Below are 18810 nucleotides of genomic sequence, written 5' to 3'. Positions count from 1 at the left end.
AAGGGGCCGCTCCGGGATGCAAAGGATGTGATGGACGTCATGGGCGGCTTCGGGACCACGCTTCTGTCTTTTCTGCTGGTCCTCACCGTGCTCGTGTTTGTGCACGAACTCGGTCACTACCTCGTGGCGCGCCGCAACGGCGTGCGGATCGAGGTCTTTTCCATCGGTTTCGGGCCTGAGCTGTTCGGCTGGACCGACCGGGCCGGAACGCGCTGGAAGTTCAGCGCCATCCCGCTCGGCGGCTACGTGAAGATGTTCGGCGACGCCGACCCGGCGAGCACGCCCGGCGCCCACACGCAGAGCATGAGCGCCGAAGAGCAGGCGGTGTCCTTCCACCACAAGCGGCTCGGCCAGCGCGCGGCCATCGTGGCGGCGGGACCCATCGCTAATTTCCTGTTCGCCATCGTCGCCCTGACCATCCTGTTCGCCACCGCCGGCCAGTCCTTCACCCCTCCGGACGTCGGCGGCGTGCAGCCGGGCAGCGCCGCGGAGCGCGCCGGGCTGCAGCCCGGCGACCTGATCGTCTCGATCAACGGCAGCGGCATCCAGCGATTCGAGGAAATCCGGCAGATCGTCTCGATGCAGCCGGGCGCGCCGCTGGAGATGGTGGTGGAGCGCGACGGACGCCCGGTCAATCTGACGGCGACTCCGGACGTGCGCGAGGTCACCGACCGACTCGGCAACACCCACCGCATCGGCCAGCTCGGCATCATGCGCGGCGGGGCGGAGACGAAGCGCCACGACCCGCTGACCGCCGTCTGGCAGGCGGGCCGGGAGGTCGTCGGCATGGTATCCGGCACCTTCGTGGCGCTCGGCCAGATGATCGAGGGCTCGCGCGGCACCGAGGAGCTGGGCGGGCCGCTGCGCATCGCCCAGATGTCCGGCGAGGTCGCGCAATCCGGCTGGTACCCGCTGATCTGGTTCATGACCTTCCTGTCGGTCAACCTCGGTATGATCAATTTGTTTCCGGTTCCGCTGCTTGACGGCGGCCATCTGATGTTTTACGCCCTGGAGGGACTCCGTGGGCGTCCTCTCGGACCTAAAGCGCAAGAATACGGTTTCCGCATCGGGCTTGCTTTGGTATTAACGCTCATGGTTTTCGCCACGTGGAACGATCTCGTTCAGCTTCGCGTGGTGGATTTCTTTAGGGGGCTGATATCCTGAGGGATGCCCCCAAAGCCAGGGAGCGAGCTTTGCGGGTGTCGAGCAGGGTTCTGGCGTTCGGCCTGATGGCCGGGTGCGCCATGACGACGGTTTCTCTTGCCCTTTCCCACGCAGCCTGGGCCCAGGCGGGCGCGCCCAAACCGGGTGCGGCGAAATCCGCCGCCTTCGGTGACGGGACGCTGGTGGCGCAGATGTTCTCGGGCGGCACCATCCGGGACATCCGGGTGGAGGGCGTCCAGCGCATCGAGCCGACGACGGTCCGCTCCTACCTCGCGGTGGCGCCCGGCGACCCCTTCGATCCCGACCGCATCGACCAGTCGCTGAAGGCCCTGTTCAACACGGGCCTGTTCGCCGACGTGGTGCTGAAGCGCGACGGCGATGCGTTGGTGGTGCAGGTCGCGGAGAATCCGATCATCAACCGGATCGCCTTCGAGGGGAACCGGCGCATCGAGAAGGAGAATCTGGAGAAGGAGATCCAGCTCCGTCCCCGCGTCGTCTACACCCGCACCCGCGTGCAGAGCGACGTGCAGCGTATCCTGGACATCTACCGCCGCCAGGGCCGATTCGCCGCGACCGTCGAGCCGAAGATCATCCAGCTCGACCAGAACCGCGTCGATCTGGTGTTCGAGATCAACGAGGGTGTGCGCACCGGCGTGCGCGGCATCACCTTCATCGGCAACGAGAAGTTCTCCGACGGGACGCTGCGCGAGGCGATCCAGACGCGGGAAAGCGCCTGGTGGCGCTTCATGACGTCGGACGACAACTACGATCCGGACCGCCTGAACTACGACCGCGACCTGCTGCGCCGCTATTACCTCAAGGAAGGCTACGCCGACTTCCGCGTCGTCTCCGCCGTGGCGGAGCTGACGCCGGACCGCGAGGATTTCGTCATCACCTTCACGGTGGACGAGGGCGAGCGCTACCAGTTCGGCAAGATGGACATCAGCACCTCGCTGAAGGCGTTGGACCCGGAACAGCTGCGCAGCGTGCTGACCACGCGCGAGGGCGACTGGTACAACGCGCAGGAGGTGGAGAACACCATCACCAAGCTGTCCAACGCGGTCGGCGACCTGCAATACGCCTTCGTGGATGTCCGCCCGCGCATCTCGCGCAACCGTGACAACCAGACCATCGACATCGTCTATGACATCGTCGAGGGGCCGCGCGTCTTCGTGGAGCGCATCGACGTGACCGGCAACGTCCGCACCCTGGACAAGGTGGTCCGGCGCGAGATGATGCTGTCCGAAGGGGACCCGTTCAGCACGACCAAGCTGCGCCGCTCCGAGCAGCGCATCAAGGACCTGGGCTATTTCGAGCGCGTCAACATCACCACCGCGGAGGGCTCGGCGCCCGACCGTACCGTGATGAACGTCGAGGTGACCGAGCAGTCCACCGGTGAGATCTCCATCGGCGCCGGCTACTCGACCTCGGACGGTCCGCTGGCCGACTTCTCGATCCGCGAGCGCAACCTGCTGGGCCGCGGCCAGGATCTGCGCTTCGGCGCCACCGTGTCGGGGAGCCGCCAGGAATACGACGTCTCCTTCACCGAGCCCTATTTCCTGGATCGCGACCTGTCCGCCGGTTTCGACCTGTTCCGCATCACCCGCGACTACCAGGACGAAAGCTCCTTCGACGAGAAGAGCACCGGCATGGCCCTGCGCATGGGCTATCCGCTGACGGAGAACCTGCGCCAGCGCGTCTACTACCAGCTCCAGAACACCGACATCACCAGCGTTCCCAGCAGCGCGTCGCAGTACATCCAGGACCAGAAGGGCGCGCGCCTGACCTCGCTGATCGGGCAGGAGTTGACCTACGACCGCCGCAACAGCCGCCTGAACCCGACCGAAGGCTATTATATCCGGTTGACGAACGATCTCGCGGGCCTGGGTGGCGATGCGCGCTTCCTGCGCAACCGTCTCGGCGCCGGCTATTACCTGCCGTTGTTCGACGAGAGCTGGGTCGTCAGCGCCACCGGCGAGGTCGGCTACATCGTCGGCATCGGTGACGACGGCATCGCGCTGTCCGATCGCTTCTTCCTCGGCGGTGACACGCTGCGTGGTTTCAACACCGCCGGCATCGGCCCGCGCGACCTGCGCACCGGCGACGCCCTGGGCGGCACCCGTTACTACCGCGGGTCGGTCGAGATGAGCTTCCCGGTCGGCCTGCCCGAGGAATTCGGGCTGAAGGGCCACGCCTTCTCCGACGTCGGCACTCTGGGCAAGGTCGACATCAACGATCCGCTCGTCCCCGACGACGAATCGGTCCGCCTGTCGGTCGGCACCGGCTTGTCCTGGCGCTCGCCCTTCGGGCCGATCCGCCTTGACTTTGCGGTCCCGATTCTCAAGGAAGATTACGACAAGAAAGAGATCTTCCGCTTCAGCTTTGGAACCAGGTTCTAACATGCAGTTCAGCAAGCTCAGGGCGCTGGTCGCCGCCGGTGCGGTGATGGCGGGCGTCGCGATGGCGACGCCGTCCTTCGCCCAGGACAAGCCGACCGACAATCTCAAGGCGCCGGTCATCGCCGTGGTCGACGTCCAGAAGATCATGCAGGAGTCGAACGCCTCCAAGGGTGTCTCGAAGTCCTTCGAATCGCTGCGCGAGACCTACCAGAAGGAAATCGCCACGTTGGAGGACAAGCTGCGCAAGTCCGAGGAGGAACTGCGCAAGCAGCAGACCGTGCTGGCTCCGGACGCTCTGGCCAACAAGCGCCGCGACTTCGAGAAGCAGGTCGGCGAGGTCCAGAAGACGGTGCAGAGCCGCAAGCGCGCCCTGGAAAACGCGCTGAACGAGGCGATGGCCGTCGTGCACAAGAACATGGTGGAAATCGTGGCCGATGTCGCGCGCGAGCGCGGTGCCAATCTGGTTCTCGCCCGCCAGCAGTTCGTTCTGGTCGACACCCAGCTCGACGTCACCGACGTGGTGCTGGAGCGGGTGAACAAGAAGCTGCCCCAGGTCGCGCTGACCGTTCCCAAGCAGTAAGGCGCGGGCAGCAGACACGGGCAGCAAGGCACGGGTGAATGGGCCGCCACGCTTCCGCAAGGGGGCCTGGCGGCTTTTTTCATGGGCGCCGGACGCAGGGGGCCCCGGAAACCCGGCGGCGTCGGCATTGCCAAATCCCTGGAAATGGGGCACAAGGGGCTTCGCCCCGTGCCGCCGCAGGCGCGGCGCGGGGCGTTTTCGTGGATTTTGAAAGGCGGGCGGCCGGACCATGGATGTGACGGCGGACAACAAGAAGATAGCCGACCTCGACATCATGCGGATCATGGAAATGATCCCGCATCGCTATCCGATTCTGATGATCGACCGGGTGATCGACATCACGCTGGGCGAGAGCGCCACCGGCGTGAAGAACGTCACCATCAACGAGCCGTTCTTCCAGGGGCACTTCCCGTCGCGCCCGGTGATGCCGGGCGTGATGATCATCGAGGCGATGGCGCAGACCTCCGCCGTGCTGGTGGTCGCCACGCTGGGCAAGGAATCGGAAGGCAAGCTGGTCTATTTCATGACCGTGGACGAGGCGCGTTTCCGCCGCCCGGTCACGCCCGGCGACACCATCCACATCCATGTGAGCAAGCAGCGCCAGCGCGCCAACGTGTGGAAGTTCAAGGGCGAGGCCAAGGTCAACGGTGTCCTGGTCGCCGAAGCCGTCTATTCCGCCATGATCCTGGACGAGAAATGAGCGTTTCCATTCACCCGACGGCGGTCGTCGATCCGGCCGCCAGGCTGGGCGAAGACGTTTCCATCGGTCCCTTCTGCGTGGTCGGGCCGGATGTCCAACTCGGCGACCGCGTGCGCCTGACCTCCCACGTGGTGGTCGAGGGCCGCACGCGCATCGGCGACGAGTCGGTCATCTACCCCTTCGCGTCCATCGGCCACCGCCCGCAGGACCTCAAGTTCAAGGGTGAGCCGTCCGAGTTGATCATCGGGCGCAACAACCAGATCCGCGAGCATGTCACCATGAGCCCCGGCACCGAGGGCGGCGGCATGGTTACCCGGATCGGCGACAATGGCCTGTTCATGGTCGGCGTCCACGTCGCCCACGACTGCGTCGTCGGCAACAACGCGGTTCTGGCGAACAACGCCACGCTGGCCGGCCATGTCGAACTGGGCGACTTCGTGACCATCGGCGGCCTGTCGGCGGTCCGCCAGTTCGTCCGCATCGGCTCGCACGCCATGATCGGCGGCATGTCCGGCGTCGAGAAGGACGTGATTCCCTATGGCCTCGTCATGGGCGACCGCGCGCGTCTGGCCGGTCTGAACCTCGTCGGGCTGGAGCGCCGTGGTTTCCAGAAGGATGAGATCCACGCCCTGCGCGCCGCCTACCGTCTGCTGTTCGGCAACGAGGGCACCTTCGCCGAGCGCATGGACGAGGTCGGGCGCGACATGGGGCAGCAGACGCTGGTCGCCGACGTGCTGACCTTCGCGCGCGCCTCGCGGTCGCTCTGCCAGCCGCGCGAGGGCTGAGGAGCGCTCGCGCTCCGTCTTTTGTCTTGTTCCCTGGGAGAGTCCCGGCCATGTCGCAGCCTCTTCCCAAGCTCGGCATCCTGGCGGGCGGCGGCACCTTGCCGGCCCGCATCGCCGCCGCGGTGCGCGGCCAGGGGCGCGATGTTTTCGTCGTCGCCTTCGACGGCCACACCGACCCCGCCACCGTCGATGGCCTTCCCCATTTGTGGAGCCGCTTCGGCGCCGCCGGCGGCATCATCGACCGGCTGAAAAAGGAAAAGGTCACGGAGCTGGTCTTTGCCGGACCGGTGCGCCGGCCCTCCTTCACCGAGCTTCTTCCCGACTGGTACACCACCAAGTTCCTCGCCAAGGTCGGCACCCGCGCGCTCGGAGACGACGGGCTGCTGCGCTCCGTCGCGCGGGAACTCGAAGGGGAGGGGTTCCGCGTCGTTGGTTTGCACGATCTCCTCGGCGAGCTTCTGACTCCGGCGGGGCCGGTGGGACGGCTGCGTCCGGACGCCGAGGCGGAGCGCGACATCATCCGCGCCGTCGATGTGGCCCGCGCGCTGGGCGCGCTGGACGTTGGGCAGGGCGCCGTGGTGCAGCAGGGGATCGTTCTCGCCGTCGAGGCCATCGAGGGCACCGACGCCATGCTGTCCCGCTGCGCTTCCCTGGCACGTCCCGGGCCGGGCGGGGTGCTGGTCAAGGTGAAGAAGCCGCAGCAGGACCGCCGCCTGGACCTGCCCACCATGGGGGTGACGACCGTCGAGAACGCCGCCCGCGCCGGACTGCGCGGCATCGCGGTGGAGGCCGGCGGAAGCCTGCTGGTCGACCGCGCCGCGGTGGCCGAGGCGGCCGACCGGCTGGGCCTGTTCGTGGCCGGCATCACCGTTTCGTCGGAGACTCGGGCGTGAGCGATCCGCTGATTTTCCTGATCGCCGGGGAACCCTCCGGCGACGCGCTGGGCGCGAGGCTGATGGCCGCCTGCAAGCGACTGACCGGTGGGCGGGTGCGCTTCGCCGGCATCGGCGGCGAGAAAATGGTCGCCGAAGGTCTGGACAGCCTGTTCCCGATGGGCGAACTGACTCTGTTCGGCGTGTTTGAACTGCTGCCCCATCTGCCGAACCTGCTGCGCCGCATCGACCAGACAGTCGCGGAGATCCTGCAACTGCGGCCCGACGCGGTGGTGGGCATCGATTCGCCGGGCTTCACGGTGCGGGTGTCCAAGCGCGTCAAGGCTCAGGCGTCGGACATCCCGTTGATCCACTATGTGGCGCCCACCGTCTGGGCCTGGAAGCCGAAGCGCGCCGCCAAGTACGCGGCGATCTACGATCATCTGCTGGCCATCCTGCCCTTCGAGCCGCCCTATTTCGAGAAGGAAGGGCTTCCCTGCACCTTCGTCGGCCATTCGGTGGTGGAGAGCGGCGCCGGGCATGGCGATGCGCAACGCTTCCGCGCCACCCATGGGCTGGCCCCGGAGGCGCGGATCGTCGCCGTCCTGCCGGGGAGCCGCAAGGGCGAGGTGTCCCGCCTCCTCCCCGACTTCCGCGCCACGCTGGAACTCTTGCTGCCGTCTCATCCGGAGTTGGTCGCCGTGGTGCCGACCGTGGCGACGGTGCGCGACCGCGTGGCGGCGGAGGTGGCGGGCTGGCCGATGCCCACCATCCTCGTCGAGGGCGATGGCCCAAAATACGACGCCTTCGCGGCGGCGGAGGCCGCGCTGGCGGCGTCCGGGACGGTGGCGCTGGAACTGGCGCTGGCCCGCCTGCCGACGGTGATCGCCTATCGCCTCAACCCGGTGACGGTGGCCTTGTACCGGCGGCTGATCCGGGTCAAATACGTCAATCTGGTCAATCTGATGCTCGACCGCATGCTGGTACCGGAACTGCTTCAGGAGGACTGCCGTCCCGATCGGCTGGCGTCCGAACTGGGCCGTCTGCTCGACGATCCAGCCGCCCGCGCGACGCAGATCGAGGGCGTGGCGGAGGTCGCGCGCTGGCTGGGGCAGGGTGGAACGCCGCCCAGCGAACGCGCCGCCCGCGTGCTCCTGGAGGTCGCCGCCGGCCGGCCGGAAACGACGACAATGCAAGAACCCGCTTGGGAGAAGAGACCATGAGCCAATTCCGCCTGCTGCACACGATGCTCCGGGTCTACGATCTGGAGAAGTCGCTGGACTTCTACACCCGCCTGCTCGGCATGAAGCTGCTCCGCCGCAACGACTACGAGGGCGGGCGCTTCACGCTGGCCTTCGTCGGCTACGGCGACGAGAAGGACACCGCCGTCCTTGAACTCACCCACAACTGGGACCAGGCGGAGCCCTACGCCATCGGCACCGCCTATGGCCACATCGCGCTCGGCGTTCCGGACATCCACGCCACCTGCGAGCAGCTCGCCAAGGAGGGCGTCACCATTCCGCGTCCGCCCGGCCCGATGAAGCACGGCACCACCGTGATCGCCTTCATCGAGGACCCGGACGGCTACAAGGTCGAGCTGATCGAGACGAAGTAAGCGCCGTCACAGCGTCTTGTAGAAGAGGACGGTGTCGTGGAAGGCGCCGTCCGCTTCCACCGTGTAGCGGGGGATCAAGCCAGCCCGTCGCCAGCCCGTGGCCTCGTAGAAGGGCTCGCCGCGGTCGCCCTTCAGCGTGTCGAGCACCAGCAACGACCGCCCCAGCCCGCGGGCCGTGTCTTCCACAGCTTCCATCAGACGCCGGGCGACGCCGCTCCGCCGATGGTGGGTGAAGACGAGCAGCTTCTGCACGTCGGCGCGGTGCGCGCCGTTGGGCTTGGTGCACAGCGCCAACTGCACACTTCCCAACAGGTTTCCCTCCGGTCCGCTCGCGATCAGCAGACGGTGCGCGCCGCCGGACAACTGGGCCGCCACACCGTCCCAGAAGGTCCGCTTCCAGTGAGCGGCCAAGGGAGCGTGGTAGCCGACCGAGGCGCCGCTGTTCACCGCGTCCTCCAGAAGGGCTTCCAGTTCCGCGCGCAGGCGTCCGTCGTCGAGGGCGGGAATGTCGGTGATGGACAAGGTCATCGTCATGGGAGGGGCCCGGATGGTTCCGTTCGCGCCCAACCCTGCCTTCTGCTCCTGCCGTCCACAATTGACTTTGCGAGGCATGGGTGTGAGGAATCCTCACAGCGAAACCCTGAAACGCCGCCAATGCCGCGTCTCCCCTTCACCGCCCTGGCCGCCTTCGAAGCGGCGTCCCGACACGGCAGCATGACCCGTGCCGCCGATGAGCTTGGTCTGACCCACGGCGCGGTCAGCCGTCAGGTGGGCGACTTGGAAAGGCGGTTGAAGGTCCGCCTGTTCGACCGCACCCCGCAGGGGCTTCTCCTGACCGACTCCGGGCGCGATCTCGCGCAGGCCTGCACCGCCGGGCTGGGGCGCCTTCAGGAAAGCTGGGACCGCATCGCCGGCAGCGGGCCGGAACGGCTGCGCATTGCCGCGCCGCGGACCTGGGCAGCCCTGTGGCTGGTGCCGCGTCTGGGGCGCTTCCTGGAGGACCGGACCGATCTGCGGCTGGACATCGAGGGGGGCAACACCGACCGCGCGTCGGAGGCCGAAGCGGGCTGGGCGGTGATCCGATACGTGCGCGGGGGCGATCCCGGTCTCGACGGGGCGCTTTTGTCGGAGGAGCCGCTGTTCCCGGTCTGCGCGCCGTCGCTGGCCGGGCGGCTGACCGGTCCGGCCGACCTGTCCCGCAACACTCTTCTGCATTATCAGGCGTCGCCGGACTGGAGCCTATGGCGTGCTGGCAGCGGGGTAAATCTGGATGGAGCGCGCAGCCTGAGTTTCTCGGAATCGGTGATGGTGATTCAGGCGGCCATGGCCGGGCAGGGGATCGCGCTAGGGCGGCCATCGCTGGTGCTGGAGGCGCTGGAAGCGGGACGGCTCGTCTGCCCCTTCGGACCGGCGGTGCCCTGCGGCGACCGCTACGTGCTGACCGCCCCGGCCGAAGGGCGCGGACGCGGCGTGCTCCGCGCCTTCCGGCGCTGGCTGCTGGAGGAGGCCGCGGCGGATCGGGCGCGGCTGGAGCGGCTCGGCGTGCCGTTTCCGCAGGGCAGTGCTGGCGCCTGATTCCATTCCGTGTTTATATCCGCTATCGGATGGATTTGGAGCGGAGACACGCCGCCATGCTGCGCCTTTACGACAACCTGTCTTCCGGAAACGGCTACAAGTGCCGGCTGCTGCTGCACAAGCTCGGCATCCCCTATGAGCGGATCGAGCTGGACATCGACCGGGCGGAAACCCGCAGCCCGGAGTTTCTCGCCAGGAACCCGAACGGGCGCATCCCGACGCTGCAACTGGAGGACGGCAGCCACCTGCCGGAATCCAACGCGATCCTTTGGTATCTGGCGGAGGGCACGCCCTATCTGCCCGACGACCGGGAGGGACGCGCGCGGGTCTTGCAATGGTTGTTTTTCGAGCAGTACAGCCACGAACCGAACATCGCGACCGTGCGCTTCTGGATCACGCACCATGTGGAGATGACGGAGGAGCGCAAGCTGGGGTTGGTGACAAAGCGCCGGCTCGGCTACGAAGCACTGGGCGTCATGGAAGGGCATCTGGCGGAGCGCCGCTTCTTCGTGGGCGACCGATTCAGCATCGCCGACGTCGCGCTCTACGCCTACACCCATGTGGCGGAGCAGGGTGGGTTCGACCTGACCGGCTATCCGGCAGCGCGCGCATGGATGGAGCGTGTGGCGGCGGAAGGGCCGCACATCCCGATCACCCAAGGCTGAAGGGTCAGATCAGCACCACCGCGGCGATCATCGCCACAATCACCGCATAAAGGACGATGCGGCGAAGCCGCCGCGACAGCGGCGGCTTGTTGTCGTTCGCGGCCGGCAGGCCCAGACGGGCCCGCCGCGCCGGAACGATGAACGCGGCCGGGCTGCGGGCGGCTCCGTCGGAGCCACCCGTCCCGATGTGTGCTGTCGGCCGGTTAGCCACGCTCGGCCAGCGGGATGAAGTCCCGCTTGGTCGCGCCGGTATAGAGCTGACGCGGACGGCCGATCTTCTGGACCGGGTCCTCGATCATCTCCCTCCACTGGGAGATCCAGCCGACGGTGCGCGCCACGGCGAACAGCACGGTGAACATGCTGGTCGGGAAGCCCATCGCCTTCAGGATGATGCCCGAGTAGAAGTCGACGTTCGGGTACAGCTTCTTCTCGACGAAGTACGGGTCCTCGAGGGCGATCTTCTCCAGCTCCATCGCGATGTCGAGGAGCGGCTCGTCCTTGATGCCCAGCTCGGCCAGAACCTCATGGCAGGTCTTGCGCATGACCTGGGCGCGCGGGTCGTAGTTCTTGTAGACCCGGTGGCCGAAGCCCATCAGACGGAAGTTGTCGTTCTTGTCCTTGGCGCGGCGGACGATCTCCGGGATGCGATCGACGGAGCCGATCTCCTCCAGCATCTTCAGCACGGCCTCGTTGGCGCCGCCATGGGCCGGACCCCACAGCGAGGCGATGCCGGCGGCGATGCAGGCGAACGGGTTGGCGCCCGACGAGCCGGCCAGACGGACGGTCGAGGTCGAGGCGTTCTGCTCGTGGTCGGCGTGCAGGATGAAGATCTTGTCCATGGCCTTGGACAGAACCGGGTTGACCTTGTACGGCTCGCACGGCGTGCCGAAGGTCATGTAAAGGAAGTTCTCGGCGTAGGACAGGTCATTGCGCGGGTACATGAACGGCTGGCCGACCGAGTACTTGTAGGCCATCGCGGCGATCGCCGGGATCTTGGCGATCAGGCGGTGCGCGGCGATCTTGCGCTGCACCGGGTCTTCGATGTCCGTCGAGTCGTGGTAGAAGGCCGACAGCGCGCCGGTCACGCCGCACATCACCGCCATGGGGTGGGCGTCGCGGCGGAAGCCGCTATAGAAGCGGGTCAGCTGCTCGTGCACCATCGAGTGGCCGCGCAGGATGCCCTCGAACTCTTCCTTCTCGGCGGCGTTCGGCAGGTGGTTGTTGAGGAGGAGGAAGCAGACCTCCGGGAAGGTCGCGTGCTCGGCGAGGTCGTCGATGGCGTAACCGCGGTGCAGCAGGATACCCTCGTCACCATCGATGTAGGTGATCTTGGACTCGCAGCTGCCCGTCGAAGTGAAACCCGGATCGTAGGTGAAACAACCGGTCTCGGCGTAGAGCTTGCGGATGTCGATCACGTCCGGACCCGTGCTTCCCTTCATCACGGGCAGGCTGACCTGCTTGCCAGTCCGGTTGTCGATCAGGGTGAAGGTATCGGCCTTGTCCGCGGTTTGGGTCATCTCGGCACGTCCTTATCTTTAGGGTTGGGGCTTAACGCCCTTTTCGAATGCGCGCAGCATAGTTCTATGCCGGGCGGATATCAACGCACGGAAGTTATCCCCGTGCTGCAGTTGCGGCATCCTTCATCCGGGCCAGCGTTTCCGTGCGGCCGAGAAGTTCCGCCACCTCGAAGATCGGCGGCGACACGGTGGAGCCGGTGAGCGCGGCGCGCAGCGGCTGTGCGATCTTGCCCAGTTTCTCCCCGCGCTCTTCGGCGAAGGCGCGCACCAATGCCTCCAGAGCAGCGGCGGTGAAGTCCGCTTCCGCCGCGAAGCGGGCGGCGAGGTCGGTCAGGACGCCGCGGCCCTTCTCGTCCAACAGCGCGGCGGCCTTCTCGTCCATCGCCAGCGGACGGGCGGCGAGGTAGAAGCGGGCGCTCTGGGCGAGATCGACCACGGTGCGGGCGCGCTGCTTCAGCCCGTTCATGGCGCGGGTCAGCAGGTCGCGTTCCGACTCGGTCAGCGCGCGGCCAAGCTCGGCCTCCAGCCGCGGGGCGGCCAGACCCACGAGGTGGGCGTCGTCGGCCTGCCGCATGTAGTGGGCGTTCAGATTCTCCAGCTTGGCGAAGTCGAAGCGCGAGGGGGAGCGGCCAATGCCCTCCAGGTTGAACCACTCCACGGCCTGTTCGGTCGGGATAATCTCGTCGTCGCCGTGCCCCCAGCCGAGCCGCAGCAGATAGTTGCGGATCGCCTCCGGCAGGTAGCCCATGTCGCGGTAGGCGTCGACGCCGAGCGCGCCGTGGCGCTTCGACAGCTTGGCGCCGTCCGGCCCGTGGATCAGCGGGATGTGGCCGAACTCCGGCAGGTCCCAGCCCATCGCGTTGTAGATCTGGATCTGGCGGAAGGTGTTGGTCAGATGGTCGTCGCCGCGGATGACGTGGGTCACGCCCATGTCGTGGTCATCCACCACCACGGCGAGCAGATAGGTCGGGGTGCCGTCGGCGCGCAGCAGGATCAGGTCATCGAGCTGGGCATTCTGCACCGTCACCTCGCCCTGGACGCGGTCCTTCAGGACCGTCTCGCCCTCCTGCGGGGCCTTCAGGCGGATCACCGGCTTCACGCCCGCGGGCGCCTCCGAGGGGTCGCGGTCGCGCCAGCGCCCATCGTAGCGGACCGGCTGGCCCGCCGCCTTCTGGGCGGCGCGCATCTCCTCCAGCTCCTCGGGGCTCGCGTAGCAGTGGTAGGCGCGGCCTGCGGCCAGCATCTGCTGCGCCACCTCGGCGTGGCGGTCCTTGCGGGCGAACTGGCTGACCGCATCGCCGTCCCAGTCGAGGCCGAGCCAGGACAGGCCGTCGAGGATGGCGTCCACCGCGGCGTCCGTCGAGCGCTGGCGGTCGGTGTCCTCGATGCGCAACAGGTACGTGCCGCCGTGGTGGCGGGCGTACAGCCAGTTGAACAGCGCGGTGCGGGCACCGCCGATGTGGAGAAAGCCGGTGGGCGACGGGGCGAAACGGGTGACGACGGTCATGGGTGGCTCAATTCCGGGTTCGGCGCTGCTACAGTGCTGCTGCGGCCGTGCTGCGGCTGCTGCGCTGCGACTGCGGTGGTGCGGTGGTGTAACACATTAACGGCGCCGGAGGCATTTGCCTTGCGCGCATAGGCGACAGTATGGCCCACGGGGTTGAAGAGGGCGTGGCCGGGGGGCTGGCGGCGGAGGGCGAGGACGGCGGCGCCGATCCAGCCCGTCGCGGCGTCGCCGCGCGCCTTCCCACAGCGGCACTGGAATGCTTCGCCGCGGAGCGGGAGCGCTGGGCGCTGTGGCTGCCCGTGGGGACCGGGGCGGGCGTGGCGCTGTATTTTGGTCTGCCCGCCGAGCCGTCGCTCTGGCTGGGGCCGGGTACCGTGGCCGCCTGCCTGCCTTTGCTGTGGCTGGTCCGGCGGCGTCTGGCGCCGGTCGTCCTGCTGCTGGGCCTGCTGAGCGTCGCGCTTGGCTTCGCGGCGGCGCAAATGCACGGCGTGGCGGCAGACGCACCCATGCTGACGCGACAACTCGGGCCGGTGCAGGTGACCGGGCGGGTGCTGGCGGTCGAGCGGCAGCCCACCGGAACGCGGTTGATGATCGGGGAGCCGACGGTGGACCGGCTGGCCCTGGAGGCGACGCCGGCGCGGGTCCGCCTGCATCTGCCGGCCAAGGTGGCGCCGCCGGAGGCCGGGACGGTGGTCCGGCTTCGCGCCATGCTCCACCCGCCGGCCGCTCCGGCGGAGCCGGGAGCCTTCGACCTGCAGCGGCGCGCCTATTTCGAAGGCTTCGGCGCGGTCGGCTTCGTCATGGGGACACCCGTCGCGCAGGAGGCGCCACCGCCCGGCGGCTGGCGCCGGGTAACGGTGGCCTTCGAGCAGGCCCGCGCCGCCATCGCCGAGCGGGTGCGCGCCGTCGTGGCCGATCCCGCGGAGGCCAGCGTCACCGCCGCCCTGCTGAACGGCGACGCGGCGGCGATTCCCGGGCCGATGATGGACGCCTTCCGCGACAGCGGTCTGGCGCATCTCCTGTCGATCTCCGGCCTGCATGTGGGGATCGCCGCGGGGATCGTCTTCTGGGTGGTGCGGGCGCTGCTGGCGCTGGTTCCCTGGGTCGCGCTGCGCTGGCCGATCAAGAAGATCGCGGCGTTGGCCGGCATCCTGTCGGCGATCCTCTACACGCTGCTGGTGGGGGCGCCCTTGCCGACGCTGCGGTCGGTTCTGATGACCGGCCTCGTCATGGGCGCGGTTATCGCCGACCGGTCGCCGATCAGCATGCGGCTGGTCGCCTTCGCCGGCATCGTCACGGTTCTTTATGACCCGGAGGGGATGCTGGGGCCGAGCTTCCAGATGTCCTTCGCGGCGGTCGTCGCCCTGATCGCCGCCTTCGAACGGTTCACGCCCTGGGCGGTGCGCCAGCGGCGCGAGATGGGCTGGCTCGGCCGAGGAACGATGACGCTGGGCGGAATCGCCTTCTCCAGCGTGGTGGCGACGGTCGCGACGACGCCCTACGGGCTCTACCATTTCCAGCAGGTCGCCTTTTACGGCGTGCTGTCCAACATGGTGGCGATCCCCATCACGACGGTGTGGATCATGCCCTTCAGCCTGCTCTCCTACCTGCTGCTGCCCTTCGGGCTGGAGGGGCCGGCGGTGACGGCGATGAGTTGGGGCGTCCGGCTGGTCATCGAAACGGCGGAGCGGACCGCGGCGCTGCCCGGCGCCACCGCGTTCCTGCCGGCCATGCCGGACGCCGCCATCGCGGCGGTCACGCTGGGCGGGCTGTGGCTGGCCATCTGGACGGGGCGCTGGCGCTGGCTGGGGCTGGCCGCGGTGGTTGGAGGTCTGGTTGCGCCGGTCTTCGCGCCGCGGCCCGACATTCTGGTGTCGGAGGATGGGACGCTGATGGCCGTGCGCAGCGCGGAGGGAATGCTCAGCCTGTCCGCCGCCAGCGACGGGCGGATCGCCAACAGCTGGAGGCGGCGCGACGGCATGGAGAAACCGGAGGAAAAGGCCGGGCAGGATGTCTGGCCGCTCGCCGGGGTGAGCCTGGACGGGCGGCTGCGCTGCGACGCTCTGGGCTGCCTTTATCGCGTGGAGGGAAAGACGGTGGCACTGCTGCGCCAGCCCGACGCCTTGCCGGAGGACTGCGCGATGGCGGATGTGGTGGTGACCGCGGCCCCATCGCGCGGATGCCGGGCGCCGCTGGTCATCGATCGCTGGCGCCTGCGGCGGGAGGGTGCGCACGCCCTTTACCTGTCGGACAAGGGCATCCGGGTGGAGAGCGTCCGCGGCCAGCGGGGGGACCGCCCATGGACGATGGGCGGAAGGCTTCCCGATGGAAGGGCCGGGGGGCGCTGAACCGCCGCCCCGGTGCGTCCTGTGCTCAGTACTTCCGCACCAGGCCGACGAGGCGGCCCTGCACCCGAACCCGGTCGGCGCCGAAGATGCGCGTCTCGTAGGCGGCGTTGGCGGGTTCCAGGGCGACGGTGTTGCCCTTGCGGCGCAGGCGCTTCAGCGTGACCTCGGCGTCGTCGACCAGGGCGACGACGATGGAGCCGTTGTCCGCGCTGTCGCAACGCTGGATGACCACCGTGTCATGATCGAGGATTCCGGCCTCGACCATCGAATCACCGGCCACCTCCAGCGCGTAATGGTCGCCCATGCCGAGCATGGCGGCCGGAATGTCGACGAAGGCGGAACCGTCGCGCAACGCCTCGATGGGCGTGCCGGCGGCGATGCGGCCATAGAGCGGAAGCTGCACCGATTCGGACGCCGGATTCGCCTCCCGCCCCGCGAAGCTGAAGTCGCCCTTGATGACGTTGGGCTGGAACTTGGCGCGCGGCGGCCGGGTCCGGGCATTCTCCAGCCCCTCCGGCAGGCGCAGCACCTCCAGCGCGCGGGCGCGGTGGGGCAGGCGGCGGATGAAGCCGCGCTCCTCCAGCCCCGTGATCAGGCGGTGGATGCCCGACTTGGACTTCAGGTTGAGAGCGTCCTTCATTTCGTCGAAGGAAGGGGACACACCGCCCTGCCCGAGCCGCTCGTTGATGAAAAGCAGCAATTCATGCTGCTTGCGCGTGAGCATTTGTGCCTCCCGACCGGTTCCGCACTAGATATGGAACAAAAGCAAAACGTTCCCTTATGTTCTAGTTTGGTTCTTAACCCCCGTCAAGCCCTACGGATGAAATCAATCGCAAATCGACGGACAGGACTCCAAAGCGATTGCCAAAGGGATTGGGGGTGCGGAATGGATTAAAGCGACAGGACACCGCCGCTCAACGGGATCACCGTCACGCGCTCGCCTGCGGCGGTGGCGGTTGCCTGCGGTTCGCGGACGATCAGCGCGTCGGCCTGGGCCAGCCGGGACATCATCGCACTGTCCTGACGCGGGAAGGGGGTGGCGACAGGCTCGCCATCCGGTCCGGGGGATAGGGTGGCGCGCAGGAAGTCGGTGCGGTCGTCGTTGGCCTTCAGCGGCGCGCCGAGTCGCGCCATGAGCGTGGCGTTCTCGGCGGGCAGCCCCTGGAGATGGCGGAGCAGCGGCACCAGGAACAGCACGGCGGCCACCCCGGTGGACACTGGGTTGCCGGGCAGGCCGAGCAGCGGCACGCCGTTCGCCGTTCCGAAGATCAACGGCTTACCGGGCTTCATCGCGACGCGGTAGAAGTCCAGCGACAGCCCGCCCAGCACGTCGCGGACATGGTCGTGCTCGCCTTGCGAGGCGCCGCCCGTGGTCACCAGCAGGTCGCAGCCGGCCGCCCCGGCGGCCATGGCGGCGAGATGCTCCGGATCGTCCTTGGCCACGCCGAGATTGTGGGCGAGCCCGCCCTGGCTGGTGACCAGCGCGCACAGGCCGAGCGCGTTGGAGCTGACGATCTGGCTCGGCCCCAGCGGATCGCCGGGCAGGGCGATCTCGTCTCCGGTGGCGAGCACGGCGACCCGCGGGCGGCGGTGGACGCGCAGCCAGGGCAGGTTGGCCGCCGCGGCCAGGGCGACGTCACGGGCGGTGAGCAAGCGCCCCTTGGGAAGCACGTCCTCACCCGCGGTGAAGTCCAGACCGGCGGGGCGGATGAAACGGCCCGCGGGCACGGCACGCCCGACGCGCACGCGGTCCCCGGCGTCCTCGCAATCCTCCTGCATCACCACGGCGTCGGCCCCGGCGGGCAGGGGGGCGCCGGTGAAGATGCGCACGGCCTCGCCCGCGCCGACCGTTCCGGCGAAGGCGTGGCCGGCGGCGGACTCGCCGATCCGGCGCAGCGTGACGGGCGCATCCGCCGACGCCGGAACGATGTCGGCGGCGCGGACGGCCCAGCCGTCCATGGCGGCTGCGGCGAAGGGCGGCTGGGTCAGGCGGGCGACGGCGGGTTCCGCCAGGACGCGCCCCAGCGCGTCGGGCAGCGCCACCGTCTCCGCCGGCAGGGCGGTGAAGGCGGCGAGGATGCGGGCGCGGGCCTCCCCGACCGAGATCATCGCGCCGGGCGCCATCAGACCGCGCTCCCCCAGTCGCCGCTCTTGCCGCCGGCCTTGTGGAGCAGTTTCACCTCGGTGATGGTCATGCCGCGGTCCACCGCCTTGCACATGTCGTAGACGGTCAACGCGGCGACCGACACGGCGGTCAGCGCCTCCATCTCCACACCGGTCTGCCCCCTGAGTTTGCAGGTGGCGGTGATGTCCACGGAGTTGCGCTCGGGGTCGCAGGTCAGGTCCACCTTGACCGAGGTCAGCATCAGCGGATGGCACAGCGGGATCAGGTCCGGCGTGCGCTTGGCCCCCATGATGCCGGCCAGCCGGGCCACCGACAGCACGTCGCCCTTCTTGACGCCGCCCTGCAAGATGAGCGCCAGCGTTTCCGGCTGCATCAGGACGGAGCCGCGGGCTGTTGCCGTGCGTTCCGTGTCGGCCTTGCCGGACACGTCCACCATCACCGCGCGGCCTTCGGCGTCGAAATGGGTGAAGCCGCTTGCGGGCTGGTCGGTCATAGGGGTTTCTCCATGAACAGGCTCAGCGGGTCCGGGCCGTAGGGGCCGAACGGGCCGCGGTCGGCGAAGCCCTGTTTGCGGTAGAGCGCGATGGCCTCGTCCTGATAGACGCCGGTCTCCAGCCGCAGCAGGGACAGGCCGGCGGCGCGGGCCTCGTCCTCGATGCGCTCCAGAAGGCGGCGCCCGATCTGGCCGCCGCGCGCGGTCGGCTGGACGAACATCCGCTTGACCTCGCCATAGCCGCCGTCGGTGTCGATGCGCATGGCGCCGCAGCCAACCACGGTTCCCGACCGCCGCGCGACCAGGAAACGGATGTCCGGCTTGGCCAGCGATTGCAGGTCGAGCAGATGGTTGCTCTCGGCCGGGTAGAGGTTGCCCAGATAGCGGTCCAGCTCCTCGATGAGCCGGACCACCTCGTCCTGGAGCGGACTTTCACGGGCAATGGTCACGTTGGGCACGGCGTCG

At 68.4% G+C, this 18810-nt stretch carries 19 protein-coding genes; 11 read left to right on the top strand and 8 right to left on the bottom strand.

The window, feature by feature from the left end:
- The first annotated feature begins 30 nt into the window (after positions 1-30).
- The 8 genes from rseP (at position 31) to gloA (ending at position 8115) form a co-directional block, all read left to right on the top strand.
- Positions 31-1164 (top strand): RIP metalloprotease RseP, encoded by a 1134-nt coding sequence (gene rseP / locus JJL56_RS13770; RefSeq protein WP_145625885.1) that lies wholly within the window; start codon positions 31-33, stop codon positions 1162-1164.
- A gap of 80 nt (positions 1165-1244) precedes the next feature.
- Entirely contained in the window at positions 1245-3563 is a 2319-nt protein-coding gene (bamA, locus tag JJL56_RS13765; RefSeq protein WP_247889418.1) for an outer membrane protein assembly factor BamA, read from the top strand.
- Between the two features lies 1 nt (position 3564).
- Complete coding sequence (locus tag JJL56_RS13760; RefSeq protein WP_145625786.1) at positions 3565-4143, top strand: OmpH/Skp family outer membrane protein; 579 nt, start codon at positions 3565-3567, stop codon at positions 4141-4143.
- A 229-nt stretch (positions 4144-4372) separates the two neighbouring features.
- Positions 4373-4843 carry a 3-hydroxyacyl-ACP dehydratase FabZ gene (fabZ, locus tag JJL56_RS13755; protein ID WP_014240160.1) on the top strand — a complete coding sequence of 157 codons (471 nt, stop codon included), beginning with the start codon at positions 4373-4375 and terminating at the stop codon, positions 4841-4843.
- A complete protein-coding gene (gene lpxA / locus JJL56_RS13750) occupies positions 4840-5628 on the top strand; it encodes an acyl-ACP--UDP-N-acetylglucosamine O-acyltransferase (RefSeq protein ID WP_145625787.1) in 789 nt (262 codons plus the stop codon). Before fabZ ends, lpxA begins: the two co-directional genes overlap by 4 nt.
- Before the next feature lie 50 nt (positions 5629-5678).
- The gene (locus JJL56_RS13745; RefSeq protein ID WP_200485429.1) at positions 5679-6521 is read left to right on the top strand and encodes an LpxI family protein; all 843 of its coding nucleotides are present in this window, start codon (positions 5679-5681) and stop codon (positions 6519-6521) included.
- On the top strand, positions 6518-7723 hold the full coding sequence (lpxB, locus tag JJL56_RS13740; RefSeq protein ID WP_145625789.1) for a lipid-A-disaccharide synthase: 1206 nt from the start codon (positions 6518-6520) through the stop codon (positions 7721-7723). Before JJL56_RS13745 ends, lpxB begins: the two co-directional genes overlap by 4 nt.
- A complete protein-coding gene (gloA, locus tag JJL56_RS13735; protein WP_200485428.1) occupies positions 7720-8115 on the top strand; it encodes a lactoylglutathione lyase in 396 nt (131 codons plus the stop codon). Before lpxB ends, gloA begins: the two co-directional genes overlap by 4 nt.
- A 6-nt stretch (positions 8116-8121) precedes the next feature.
- Here the strand turns inward: gloA and JJL56_RS13730 are convergent, their stop codons facing one another.
- Positions 8122-8649 (bottom strand): GNAT family N-acetyltransferase, encoded by a 528-nt coding sequence (locus JJL56_RS13730; protein ID WP_200485427.1) that lies wholly within the window; start codon positions 8647-8649, stop codon positions 8122-8124.
- A gap of 120 nt (positions 8650-8769) precedes the next feature.
- On the opposite strand from JJL56_RS13730, the gene JJL56_RS13725 reads away from it, so the two are divergent.
- Positions 8770-9690, top strand: coding sequence for a LysR substrate-binding domain-containing protein (locus JJL56_RS13725; RefSeq protein ID WP_200485426.1), 921 nt, complete (start codon positions 8770-8772; stop codon positions 9688-9690).
- Between the two features lie 56 nt (positions 9691-9746).
- Entirely contained in the window at positions 9747-10355 is a 609-nt protein-coding gene (locus tag JJL56_RS13720) for a glutathione S-transferase family protein (RefSeq protein WP_200485425.1), read from the top strand.
- 4 nt (positions 10356-10359) lie between these two features.
- Here the strand turns inward: JJL56_RS13720 and JJL56_RS13715 are convergent, their stop codons facing one another.
- From JJL56_RS13715 to gltX, 3 genes are all read right to left on the bottom strand, one after another.
- Positions 10360-10566, bottom strand: coding sequence for a hypothetical protein (locus tag JJL56_RS13715; protein WP_145625793.1), 207 nt, complete (start codon positions 10564-10566; stop codon positions 10360-10362).
- The gene (gene gltA / locus JJL56_RS13710; RefSeq protein WP_145625794.1) at positions 10559-11872 is read right to left on the bottom strand and encodes a citrate synthase; all 1314 of its coding nucleotides are present in this window, start codon (positions 11870-11872) and stop codon (positions 10559-10561) included. Before gltA ends, JJL56_RS13715 begins: the two co-directional genes overlap by 8 nt.
- Before the next feature lie 94 nt (positions 11873-11966).
- Positions 11967-13379 (bottom strand): glutamate--tRNA ligase, encoded by a 1413-nt coding sequence (gene gltX, locus JJL56_RS13705; protein ID WP_200485424.1) that lies wholly within the window; start codon positions 13377-13379, stop codon positions 11967-11969.
- A gap of 140 nt (positions 13380-13519) precedes the next feature.
- Here gltX and JJL56_RS13700 point away from each other — a divergent pair, with 140 nt between their 5' ends.
- Positions 13520-15727, top strand: coding sequence for a ComEC/Rec2 family competence protein (locus JJL56_RS13700; protein ID WP_200485423.1), 2208 nt, complete (start codon positions 13520-13522; stop codon positions 15725-15727).
- Positions 15728-15752: 25 nt separating this feature from the next.
- Here JJL56_RS13700 and lexA read toward each other — a convergent pair whose 3' ends face one another.
- The 4 genes from lexA to JJL56_RS13680 form a co-directional block, all read right to left on the bottom strand.
- The gene (lexA, locus tag JJL56_RS13695) at positions 15753-16451 is read right to left on the bottom strand and encodes a transcriptional repressor LexA (RefSeq protein WP_145625797.1); all 699 of its coding nucleotides are present in this window, start codon (positions 16449-16451) and stop codon (positions 15753-15755) included.
- A 167-nt stretch (positions 16452-16618) separates the two neighbouring features.
- Complete coding sequence (locus JJL56_RS13690) at positions 16619-17836, bottom strand: molybdopterin molybdotransferase MoeA (protein WP_200485501.1); 1218 nt, start codon at positions 17834-17836, stop codon at positions 16619-16621.
- Positions 17837-17850: 14 nt separating this feature from the next.
- Complete coding sequence (gene moaC, locus JJL56_RS13685) at positions 17851-18345, bottom strand: cyclic pyranopterin monophosphate synthase MoaC (protein WP_200485422.1); 495 nt, start codon at positions 18343-18345, stop codon at positions 17851-17853.
- Complete coding sequence (locus JJL56_RS13680; protein WP_145625799.1) at positions 18342-18803, bottom strand: GNAT family N-acetyltransferase; 462 nt, start codon at positions 18801-18803, stop codon at positions 18342-18344. The genes moaC and JJL56_RS13680 overlap by 4 nt, the downstream gene beginning before the upstream one ends.
- Positions 18804-18810 lie beyond the last annotated feature (7 nt).

This window comes from Azospirillum aestuarii (genome assembly GCF_016632405.1).
In the GTDB taxonomy this organism is placed as follows: domain Bacteria; phylum Pseudomonadota; class Alphaproteobacteria; order Azospirillales; family Azospirillaceae; genus Azospirillum; species Azospirillum aestuarii.
The sequence above is the reverse complement of the archived record's forward strand: the minus strand, read 5'-3'. Positions and strand labels throughout refer to the sequence as shown.